At 51.2% G+C, this 11,573-nt stretch carries 9 protein-coding genes; 8 read left to right on the forward strand and 1 reads right to left on the reverse strand.

Features of this window, described 5'->3' with window-relative positions:
- The first annotated feature begins 151 nt into the window (after positions 1-151).
- The 7 genes from M5G11_RS19985 (at position 152) to M5G11_RS20015 (ending at position 9,356) form a co-directional block, all read left to right on the forward strand.
- Complete coding sequence (locus tag M5G11_RS19985) at positions 152-3,169, forward strand: Tn3 family transposase (RefSeq protein WP_273913639.1); 3,018 nt, start codon at positions 152-154, stop codon at positions 3,167-3,169.
- Complete coding sequence (gene tnpC, locus M5G11_RS19990) at positions 3,166-3,525, forward strand: Tn3 family transposase post-transcriptional regulator TnpC (protein WP_273895352.1); 360 nt, start codon at positions 3,166-3,168, stop codon at positions 3,523-3,525. The genes M5G11_RS19985 and tnpC overlap by 4 nt, the downstream gene beginning before the upstream one ends.
- A gap of 521 nt (positions 3,526-4,046) precedes the next feature.
- The gene (locus M5G11_RS19995; RefSeq protein WP_273895347.1) at positions 4,047-4,586 is read left to right on the forward strand and encodes a Csu type fimbrial protein; all 540 of its coding nucleotides are present in this window, start codon (positions 4,047-4,049) and stop codon (positions 4,584-4,586) included.
- Between the two features lie 49 nt (positions 4,587-4,635).
- Positions 4,636-5,094: a Csu type fimbrial protein gene (locus tag M5G11_RS20000; RefSeq protein WP_273913640.1), complete on the forward strand. Its 459-nt coding sequence runs from the start codon at positions 4,636-4,638 to the stop codon at positions 5,092-5,094.
- 30 nt (positions 5,095-5,124) lie between these two features.
- Positions 5,125-5,922 carry a fimbrial biogenesis chaperone gene (locus tag M5G11_RS20005; protein ID WP_420793412.1) on the forward strand — a complete coding sequence of 266 codons (798 nt, stop codon included), beginning with the start codon at positions 5,125-5,127 and terminating at the stop codon, positions 5,920-5,922.
- Positions 5,923-6,114: 192 nt separating this feature from the next.
- On the forward strand, positions 6,115-8,355 hold the full coding sequence (locus M5G11_RS20010) for a fimbria/pilus outer membrane usher protein (RefSeq protein WP_420793411.1): 2,241 nt from the start codon (positions 6,115-6,117) through the stop codon (positions 8,353-8,355).
- 53 nt (positions 8,356-8,408) lie between these two features.
- Complete coding sequence (locus tag M5G11_RS20015) at positions 8,409-9,356, forward strand: Csu type fimbrial protein (RefSeq protein ID WP_273913642.1); 948 nt, start codon at positions 8,409-8,411, stop codon at positions 9,354-9,356.
- A 385-nt stretch (positions 9,357-9,741) separates the two neighbouring features.
- Here M5G11_RS20015 and M5G11_RS20020 read toward each other — a convergent pair whose 3' ends face one another.
- A complete protein-coding gene (locus tag M5G11_RS20020) occupies positions 9,742-10,731 on the reverse strand; it encodes a site-specific integrase (protein WP_273895350.1) in 990 nt (329 codons plus the stop codon).
- A gap of 179 nt (positions 10,732-10,910) precedes the next feature.
- Here M5G11_RS20020 and M5G11_RS20025 point away from each other — a divergent pair.
- A partial coding sequence (locus M5G11_RS20025) for a DNA-binding protein (protein WP_273913641.1) occupies positions 10,911-11,573 on the forward strand: 663 nt, incomplete at its 3' end.

Here is an 11,573-nt window from a genome sequence, read left to right on the forward strand (position 1 = left end):
GGGGTTATGCCGAGATAAAGGAAAATTAGGACATCTGCCATATAACCTTATGATATTTAAAGGATTTAAATATTATTTCGTACAACCTTTCCTCATCCCGAGTTTAGCCGTCTATGCTGAAGGCTTTGCTTTTTCTTGAGGGACGAATTCCATGGCCTCTCTGGAGCGGACCGCTTATCCGAAATTGCCGGCGAATCTGTCGTCGAAAGAGCTTCATCAGACCTACTCGCCCTCAGAATCTGAACTCGAATGGCTCTCTAGAACGGCTAAAAGCCCTGCTCTTATCATTGGGTTAGCCGTTCAGCTTAAAGTATTTCAACAGCTACATTACTTCCCCACTTTCGAGGAGATTCCAGCTGAAATCGTAGATCATGTCAGGTCTTGCCTGAGTTATGGGGCGCGCATAGTTCCTCGTTATGCGAATCCTCGAACCTTGTACCGTCATCAAACAGCCATCCGCCAGTATCTACAGATCACCCCGTTTTATGGGAGCGATGCCCTGAAAATTACGGTGGAAGCTGCCCACGAAGCAGCAGTGATCCTTGATCAACGTGTTGATGTCATCAATGTCCTGATTGGCGAACTGCTTGAGCGAGGCTACGAGCTCCCGGCCTACTCGACGCTCAATGACGCTGCTGAAGACGCTCAAGTCGCTCTCCAGGAAAAGATCTTCAATCAAGTCGTCGATAGAGCGCCGATTGATGTGATCTTCCGTCTCAGAGAACTTCTAAACACCGATTTCGGTCGTCGCCAAAGCGACTTCAATGCCCTGAAGCAGGTCCCCAAGAAACCTTCTCGCAAACACTTGGAGATACTGATCGATCACTTAAGCTGGCTGGAGGGATTCGGTGATCTCGACGCCATCTTTGAGGGAATCGTTGATACCAAAATTTGGTTTTTTGCTAATCAAGCGGAGAAAACGGATGTTTCTGAACTTAAGGATTGTTCGCTTCCAAAGCGTTACACCTTGATGCTGGCTCTGATCTACCTCATGCGTGTACGAGCACGTGATCATCTTGCTGAAATGTTCATCAAACGAATCGCGACTATCCACAAACGAGCCAAAGATGAGTTGGAGCAGATTCAGACTCGCCAACGCAAGAAACTGGAACTGCTGGTTGGAACCTTAGGAGGAGTACTTGAAATTTTGGCGCAGGAGCCGGACGACCAGGAAGCTGGAAGCCTGATCCGAGAGTACCTCTCACCTGAAGGGAATATTGACCGGCTTCGCGAGGCATGTGCCGAGGTTCAGGCCACGGGCGGCAATAACTATTTCCCGCTACTCTGGAAGCACTTCAAGTCTCATCGCTCATTGCTGTTCCGTTTGAGTCATCTGCTGCAACTGGAGCCAACAACCCAGGACCGCTCGCTGATTGAGGCTCTGTTGTTGGTACAGGATAACGAGAACCTGCATAGGGAGTGGGTTGACGAGCATGTGGACTTGTCGTTTGCCTCCGACCGCTGGATGAAAGTCGTCCGGCGATCATCCAGCGAAGGACCACCAACCAACCGGCGCCTCCTTGAAGTCTGTGTGTTTTCCCACCTAGCCAACGAACTTCGCTCTGGCGATATCTGTGTACTGGGCTCGGAGTCGTTTGCGGATTACCGCAAACAGCTACTGCGTTGGGATGAGTGTCTGGTGCGTTTGCCAGAATACTGCGAAAAGGTTGGCCTGCCGAGTACCGCCAAAGAGTTTGTCGCCAGCTTGAAGGAGCAACTTGAGAGTACCGCTCAGCAGCTGGATGACAAATTTCCCAGCTGCCGTGGTGACGTGTCGATTAATGAGGTGGGTGAACCAGTGCTACGGCGCGTAATCGCCCGTGACATCCCTCCTTCAGCGATCTCGCTACAAACGGCGATTACTCAGCGTATGCCCGCCAGGCATGTGCTCGACATCATGGCCAACATCGAACACTGGATTCAATTCACCCGCCATTTCGGACCGATGTCCGGTAGCGATCCCAAGCTAAAGGAACCGGCCGAGCGCTACCTGATGACGATCTTCGCCATGGGTTGCAACCTAGGACCGAATCAGGCTGCTCGCCATCTGGCGGGTAATGTGACTCCACACATGCTGTCCTACACCAATCGTCGGCACCTGCCACTCGACAAGCTGGATAAGGCCAACCGGGAGTTGGTCGAGCTCTATCTCCAGCTCGATCTGCCCAAACTATGGGGGGACGGCAAGGCTGTTGCTGCGGACGGAACCCAATTCGATTTCTACGATGAAAACTTGCTCGCGGGCTACCACTTCCGTTATCGCAAGATGGGCGCCGTCGCCTACCGGCATGTGGCAAATAACTACATTGCTGTCTTTCAACACTTCATCCCACCGGGCATCTGGGAGGCTATCTATGTCATCGAGGGCTTGCTGAAAGCGGATCATAGTGTTGAAGTCGATACGGTTTATTCAGACACTCAAGGCCAGTCTGCGACGGTGTTTGCATTCACCCATTTGTTGGGTATCAATTTAATGCCTCGCATCCGCAACTGGCGAAACCTGGTCATGTATCGGCCCGACCGCTCGGCCAAGTACAAGCATATCAACAGCCTCTTCACTGATACCGTCAATTGGAGCCAGATAGAAACCCATTGGCCGGATCTGATGCAGGTGGCGCTGTCGATTCAGGCAGGCAAAATATCCTCACCAATGCTGCTGCGCAAACTCGGTTCTTACAGTCGGCGCAACAAGCTCTACCATGCAGCGCAGGAGCTGGGATGTGTGATCCGGACCATTTTTCTACTCAAATGGATTGGCAATCGTGAATTGCGCCAAGAAGTAACCGCCAATACCAACAAGATCGAGTCCTACAACGGTTTCTCGAAGTGGCTGTCCTTCGGCGGCGATGTCATTGCCGAGAACGATCCAGATGAGCAACAGAAGCGCTTGCGCTATAACGATATGATCGCATCCTCGGTGATCTTGCAGAACACCGTCGACATGATGCGCATCCTGCAGAAGCTCGCCCGTGATGGCTGGCAGTTCACCGATGAAGATGTATCGTTTCTCAGCCCCTACCTGACCAGCAACGTCAAACGCTTTGGGGAGTTCAACCTGAAACTCAAGCGCCCACCGGAGCCCTGGATCAAGGATTCCATTTTCCAGCAGGCTGCGGGCTCAATGCGTGCGCAACAGATGCCCAATAGCAAAGTTGAGGAGGCGAACTGATGCACATCCCGCCGGCTTCGTTTCGAGTGACGCCCTACGGCGAAGTGGATGCTGCAGCACTGGACAGGCTGCGAGATAGCTTTGACACCTCCGAGATTCTTCGGCTGGTTGACCGACTAGATACCTGTCTGGCTGAGCTGGGTGGAGTTGTGGCTGTCCGTGATGAGTTGCTGAAGCTCCACGCGATGGCCCTAACCCTTGTAGAGGGGGCTCCACTGACTATACCAACTGAGAATGCCTGCATCTGGTCGGAGGCTGAATCGCTGCAACAGGGTATCGAGGCACTCGCTGGGTGGGTGCGTTCTGCCCAAGCTGGGATATCGCCTTTGATCAATCTGGCACCCGACTGGGAATAGTGAGCAGACATCCTACGGTCAAGACCGTTCTGAGGGACAGAAAATCTCCCTCCCTGAGTGGCAGATTTTCCTTTAGAGACTAACCTAATTTCTTGTAGTCATTCTCGAAAGGAACCGAGTTATGAGAATTTCAAAGTTATCAATGGCTTGGCAAAAAATAAAGCTGAAATTACTCTTGCGATTTTCTATCAATGATTAGTTTCCATGAAGAATTAAAATCCTCATTTTAAGTTAATTGGTGATTTTCCTGAGCGCAACATTTTTGTAAAGATTGAGTGGGTGAGGTGTGTTTCGGGTTAGCTGTTCTGTTTATTGGCGAGCATTGCTTGCATGGAGTGCAAAGCATTACATGCATATACTAAAGGTTATGTTTTATATAACGGTTTCGCTATTGCTAGTGGCCCCCATCAACCAACCCTTGGTTATGAGTTTCACTGGCTGCGAATAAACCAGCGTGTAGACACCGAAAAGGTATGTCGCGTGGTCACGCTGTGCGAGTAACCAACCTAAGGATGGAAATTATGAACACACTAGCATCTCGCGTAGGTCTTTCACTGCTTACTTTCGCGTTAGTATCCAATGCTCATGCGGCTACGACGCTTAAAGGTCAGATTAGCGCTAGCATCACCCTCACTGGTAGTTGTCAAGTTGTCGGGGGTGGTAAAGATGATGACGCATTAAAGTTTGGGAAATTGGACTTTGGTACAACCAATACCGGTTTTACAGATGCAAGTGCTGAAGTGCTGGGACAAGGCGGAGGCGCGCTCTCGATTCGCTGCTCAAAAGGCGCTAACCCTACAGTGAAGCTGGGGGGCGGTGACCATGATGGAAAATCTGAAGGCGGTAGTCGTGCATTGGCGGATAATGGTGGCAATTTTGTGCCCTACGACTTATATGCGGATGCGGGCCATACACAGGTACTGAAAGTTGGTAGTGATATCCCCCTCGGAGAAAGTACTGGCGAGCCGCAAGATGTAAAAATCTATGGTCGAGCTGTAGGTAAAGCAGGTCTACCTGCTGGAAAGTATAGTGACACAATAGCCGTAGAGCTGAGCTTCTAAGTTAATGTCTTGGCGCGACCTGCTAATTTGTCTAGTGCTGTCTGGCTGCATGAGTTTCCCCGCATGCTTGACAGCAGCTACAAACAGTAGCTTTCCAGTTAGCGCAGTGGTCGTGCCGGGATGCCTAATTACTAAAGAAATTAAAAATTACGGCGACTTGGATTTTGGTAGTCACTCTGCTTTGGCGATGGAAGCTGTGTTGGTGCGGCTGAGCTATGAAGTGCACCTACAATGTACGCTGGGAGTGACACTGAGCGCAATGATTGATGGTGGTCAGTACAATAGTGGCGGGCGCAACATGCAGCTAAATAATGGCAGCAATAAAATGGCCTATCAGTTATTTTACGATTCGGCTTTAAGTAAAGTTATAGAGGTAGACCAGCCCGTGATGATTGATCATCAAGGCGGGAGTGACATCAGCTTTCCGATTTATGGAAGAGTTCAGTTACAGGGTGATCTACCTGAAGGCATCTACAGAGATGTTCTACAGGTCCAATTTTCTTGGTAATGTATATAGTGCTTTATAAGGAGCCAATCTGTGTGTGCGCAACCTCTCTCGAGTTCTATTATAAAATACTATCTATTACTGCCGTTAGTCGCACTGCTAGCCTCTGTCGAGGCATACGCGGCCAGCTCTGTGCTCATATGGCCTATTGATCCAGTCCTAGAGGCCGATCAACAGGCCAGTGCGTTGTGGCTAGAGAATCGTGGAAGTGAGACGGCCAATTTGCAAATCCGGGTTTTTTCATGGGCCCAAAACGGTTTTGATGATCAATATCAGAACCAGCGCGACGTAGTTGGCAGTCCACCTGTAGCGAAGATTGAGCCTGGTCACAAGCAGTTGGTACGTTTGACTCGTACTCGCGATGTTCCTCCGGGGCAAGAGCTGGCGTATCGGGTTATTATAGATGAAATACCCTCGGCAGAACCTGCTGCTGGCGACTCTGAAGGCAAAACAGATGCCGCAATTCGGTTCCAAATGCGTTATTCGGTACCTCTGTTTGTCTACGGCTCAGGATTGTGGAGCAAGGAGGATTTGACTCGTAGTCGCGATCCAAAAGGTGCTGGGGCTGCTGATTTGATTTGGCGCAAGATGGTAATCAATGGTCGTACTTTTATTGAAATCCAAAATAGAGGTGCTGTTCATGCACGTCTGACCGATGTCAGTTTTAAGCAAGCGAATACCCTACATCCGATAGCAGAGGGGTTGCTCGGCTATGTTTTACCTGGCTCTACTATGAGATGGCCGGTGCCGGATAAAACCCCAATCGAAAAAGTATTGCAGATGCGAATCAACGGCTTGCCCATTATCCAGGAGCTTGCTGCCAGTCAATAAGCAGGTCTCATTTCGGTATTAAACCGTTAACTAAAATCTCACCCATGGAGGGTGGGGTGACTTGCCAATGGATAGGCGCAATGCGTTATGAGACCAGTGTGGGGTCGTGCTTGGCGGAGTCCAATTTGGTTTGTCGCCACTCTTTATTGTACAAGCTGTATTTCTGATAGTTTACCGCCGCGACCGCGCAGCATGGTGAGTTCTGATCATACGCAGCTATATTTAGAGTTGGTTGTTAACAGTTCTAGTGCCCGGCGCGTGATTGCTGTAAGGCAACAAGCTGGACATCTATTCTTGTCTGCTGCTGATTTACGTACCGCTGGGATTAAACTTCCCGGCCAGGTTGTTGGTGAGATTGCTCTTGACAGTTTGCAAGGCTTGCGCAGTGAGTACGACGCTCAAGGTCAAAGACTATTGTTGAACGTACCGCCTGACTGGTTGCCTGAGCAGTTAGTCGGTCATCGTGAAGTTTACCCACGCGTGCCGGCCATGAGCAGCTTTGGAGCCCTATTTAACTATGACTTGTATCTGAGTGACTCCGATGCAGGTGGAACCTACCTCGCAATGGGGAGCGAGTTACGGCTGTTCGATAATTGGGGAACGCTATCCAGTAGCGGACAATATCGGCGCACCCTATCAGGTGAAGCAAGCAGCACGCTGAATAATGGCTATAGAAGATATGACACAACCTGGCGCTACTCTAACGATGAGCGTCTACTGACTTACGAGGCAGGCGATATCATTAGCGGATCGTTACCGTGGAGTAACTCTGTCCGCTTGGGAGGGTTTCAGCTCTCTAGAGACTTTGGTGTGCGCCCTGATCTTGTCACCTACCCATTGCCACAGTTTGCTGGCGAGGCGGCTGTGCCGTCTTCAGTAGACCTTTTTATCAACGGTTACAAGTCCAATAGTGTCGAGTTACAGCCCGGCCCCTATACTCTAACAAACATTCCATTCATTAATGGCGCAGGCGAAGCCGTGGTGGTCACTACCGATGCTTTGGGCCGCCAAGTATCGACAACAGTGCCGTTTTACGTCACCAGCAATTTGCTACAAAAAGGTCTGACAGATTTCTCGTTGGCTGTCGGTTCCCAACGCCGCGATTACGCGATACGCGATTTTGGTTATGGTCCGGGATTGGTATCCGGTAGCCTGCGCTATGGGCTGAATGACAACCTGACACTGGAAAGTCATACCGAGGCCTCAGACTCGTTAGTTCTTGGTGGTGTCGGTGGGAATCTGCGTCTCGGCAACCTTGGTGTGCTCAATACTGCGGTGAGCCAAAGCCAGTCCAGCGGCGATAGCGGACAACAAATCAGCCTTGGCTATCAGTACAGCAGCCAACGTTACAGCTTGTCCTATCAACTCATACAACGAAGAGAGCAGTATACCGATTTAACGGTGGTTGACAGTCCTTATAGAAGTCTCAGCCAGCGCAGTGAGCAGCTTACTCTGAGCCTTAACCTTGATACCTACGGTAGTCTTGGTGCCGGTTACTTTGATGTGCTAGCTGCTGATGACTTACGAACACGGCTACTTAACCTGACCTGGAGTAAACCTCTGTGGCGTAACACTAGTTTCTACTTGTCTGCCAATCGTGAGATCGGTGATGGTGAATGGGCGTTGCAAGCCCAGCTGGTGATTCCCTTCGATTTGCGAGGGAGCTTGAGTTTTGGTGCTGAGCGTAACCAGTCTGGCGTGAATCGCCAGCGCATTAACTACAGTCACTCGGTGCCGACAGAAGGTGGTGTCGGCTTCAACTTAGGGTATGCGCATGGCGAGGGCCCAGACTATCGCCAGGCGGACCTTACCTGGCGCTTGCAATCTGTCCAGTTGCAGGCAGGGATCTACGGCAGTGGCGATGTGCAGACCCACTGGGCAGATGCCACTGGCTCAATGGTGTGGATGGATCATCAGGTGTTCGGGGCCAATCGTATCAATGATGCTTTCGTCGTCGTCAGTACCAATGGCTACTCTGATATACCGGTGCGATACGAAAACCAATTGATTGGACTGACGGACAGTAAAGGGCATTTGCTCGTACCTTGGAGCAGCGCTTACTACCGCGGGAAGTACGAAATCGATCCACTGAATTTGCCTGTCAGCGTACAGAGCACCATTGTAGAGCAGAAAGTTGCGGTGCGCCGTGGCAGTGGTTATCTTTTGAAATTTCCACTTAGTCGAATTATAGCTGCAAGTGTCGCACTAATAGATGTAAAACAACATGAGTTACCACTGGGCAGCAGTGTAGTCCACGAGCAAAGTGGGACATCAGCAGTAGTAGGATGGGATGGGCTGGTCTATTTGGAGAACCTTGTCGAACACAATCGTCTGAGCGTGACCTTGGCCGATGGCAAGAACTGTAGTGTGCAGTTCACGATTGATATTAAAACGGATCAGATCCCTATCATCGGCCCGTTAATGTGCCAATGAATAAAGTAAGGAGTTAGCACGTGCGTCTCTGCGATGAGTGGCTATGTAAACTATTGGGGTTTTCGACGTTTTTTCTATCAGTTCATTCCTACGCTTTATGCTCTGTGATCAGCGCGGTGCCTTCAAGCTTTGGCTTGGTCAGCTCGAACACTCTACTAACCACCTTGCAGTCAACATCTACGACCAATGCGGGCTTGAGTTGTACTGGCTCTTTGGCGTCTTTACTGGCTAGTAATGACCATCTCCATGCCACTATTACCTCGGCAAATTCTGGTCTGACTGGACCATCTGGAGATATCATTGGCTATACACTGTACGCAGATGACAGTACTAGTTATCCAATTACTCGTGGAGTGGCGTTTGACTTTGCGCGGAGCTCAATTGCCGACGCTCTTGGTTTGATAGCCAGCCCTACGGCAGCCAAAACAGTACCTATTTATATTAAGACGATAATCGGAAGCAATGTAGCGGCCGGGGTCTACCAAGAAACTTTGAGTGTCTTTTGGAGTTGGAACTATTGTAAAGATGTTGGCCTGCCAGGAATATGCTTTGGGCGTGATATCGGAAGTGGCTCAAGTTCGCTAACGGTTAGTCTAACAGTGACTAACGACTGCTTGATCACTGCCCCAAACATAAACTTCGGAAGTGCTCCAGTCGTGAGCGCTTTCAGCACTGTCAATCAGTCGATTAATTTGGTTTGCACAAAAGGCAGCGCCTATAACATTGGCCTTGATGATGGTCGGCACGTAGTTGCGGGGAGGCGACAAATGATCTCTGAAAATAATTACTTGGCATATGATATTTTTAAGGGCGCTGGAACTACACGCTGGGGTAGTGTAGCTTCTAGCCGTCGGGCCAGTTCCGAAGCAGAGATCAACCCGGGTAATGGTTTAGGGGTCGGCAGCCAGGTTTTCAACTACAATGCCAGAATTTACACTGATCAACTAACGCCACCAGCAGGTGCGTATTTGGATAGTATTATTTTGGATGTGAAGTTTTAAGCGTGCAAGATATAATATTTGCACTTTTGATGTGGGACTATTACGAATGTGACGTCTGGCAGTTTCTTGCCGAAAACTATCGATTCATACTCTGATGCTAAACGCCGAGGCCCAGCGGTAAGGGCGCGAAAGATTGAGTTTTTTGCTGTCTTGGTTTTAAGTGATTGCAGTTTAAACCATCCCTAGATTGGCAAGCTTAACTGGCGGCGGATGTGCATTGCGGCCGCAACGGTGGCACGGATTAGTCGAGCAGATGAGTTAGGCTTATAGGAATCGTTTGCGCTGTATCTCTTGGAGGGTTCCACTTGATGCCGTGAGGTTGACTCCAAATCGCTAGTCGGCCGGCGCATTCCAAGTCATTTTCGCCAATTCCATTCCGGTTGGCCTAACCACGGCACGCCGATGCTAGTGACACGCTGGCAGCTGCATTAGCTCCGGCATTCAGCTCGAGGGTAGGCTTAGCCGCCAGGCCGCCAAAGGATATGGTAGGGTCGATGTAGCGCATCGCCGATTTGATGTCCTTCCAGCCTACATAGGTCATCAGTGCCTTGAGATCCCAACCATTGGCCGTAGCCCAAGTGGCAAAGCCGCGACGCAGCGAATGGCTGGTATACAGCTCGGAGGGAATGTCGGCGCGTTGCAAAATGTGCCGTAGCAGACTGATCAGGCTGCCGGGATGCAAGGCGTCTCTGCCCAGGTGCCCCCAGCGATCCAGGCGACAGAATGCTGCGCCACGGACAATGCCGGCAGCACTGATCCAATCGAGATAAGCCTGTACCGGGCAGAGGCATTTCAAGGCTGGGACGTAATGAGTCGTGCCGAGGTTTTCCCGGTCCCCCTTACTTTGCGGCAGGAACAGGCTCATGCCCGCACCGGCTTCGGCCTGGATATGCTCGACCTTCAGTCGACAGAGTTCGTCGCTGCGAAAACCTCGCCAGAAGCCGACCAATAGCAACGCAGCATCGCGCCGGCTGCGCAGCAGGCTTGCCAAATCGCCAGACTTCTGAGCCCGTTCGGCTTCCCGATTCAGCCATTGAATTGCCTGCTCCAGGTGCTGCAGCTGCAACGGTGCAGCCTGCTTCGTTTGCGCCGGATGCAATGTACGGATGCCTTTGAGCACCTGGCGCACCGTGGGCGTCTTGGTCGGATCAGGAAAGCCCTGAGTGATATGCCACTGAGCCAGAGCGGCCAGGCGCTGTTTGAGCGTGCTGCTGCTTAGGGTGTCGGCGTGGTCCACCAGGTAGCGCAGGATGTTATCGCCGGTGGCGGGCAGAAAACCGCCCCACGTCACTTCGAAGTGTTCGATGGCCGACTGATAGCTACGGCGTGTGTTTTCCCGCGTACCGGCTTGCAGATAGTGTCCAATATCCTTCATCGCCACGCTTGCCCTTTACGTACTGGAAAACGACCGCTAAGCGACCGTTTTTGCCTATCCTATTCAATAACTCTCCATTATTTTATCTGATTTATCCACCTGAAATGTGCTTTACGTCAATCAAATTTAGTATGTAAATACGTAATACGTAATTCACCACGAAATTGAAGGAGCAAACCATGGCCCGTGGCGGCATCAACAAGGCGTTGGTTCAGAAGGCGCGACAGGCAATCCTGGCGCGGGGCGAGAATCCCAGCATCGACGCGGTAAGAGGCGAACTTGGCAATACCGGCTCGAAGACCACCATTCACCGCTACCTGAAAGAACTCGAAAGTGTAGAGTGCGGCCGGAATGTAGCCTCGATCCCGCTCAGCGAACAGCTGGCCAATCTGGTCGGCCAACTGGCAGATCAGTTAGGGGAAGATGCGCAGGCGGCTGTGGCCCTGGAGCGCGAACAACTGGCACGCGAGCGGCTTGATTACCAGAACCAGGCTCGGCTGGCCGAAAGCCGAATCCAGCAGCTGGAAAGTCAGTGCAGCGGCCTCGCAGAACAGTTCCAGGCTGTCCAGCAAGCGCTACAGCAGGAGCAGCAGCAACGCCAACAGGCCGAGGTCGAGAATGCGCGCCTATTGCAGGCGAATCGCGATATGGGGGAGCGCCTACAGGATCGCGACGGGCAAATTCGCTCGCTGGAAGAAAAGCACCAGCACGCACGCGACGCCTTGGAGCACTATCGCCAGGCCCGCAAGGAACAGCGTGAGCAGGAACAACGTCGACACGAGTCGCAGGTACAGCAGATGCAACTTGAGCTAAAGCAACTGCAACAGACCTTGATAATTAAA

The sequence above is a fragment of the Pseudomonas fontis genome (assembly GCF_028656955.1).
In the GTDB taxonomy this organism is placed as follows: domain Bacteria; phylum Pseudomonadota; class Gammaproteobacteria; order Pseudomonadales; family Pseudomonadaceae; genus Aquipseudomonas; species Aquipseudomonas fontis.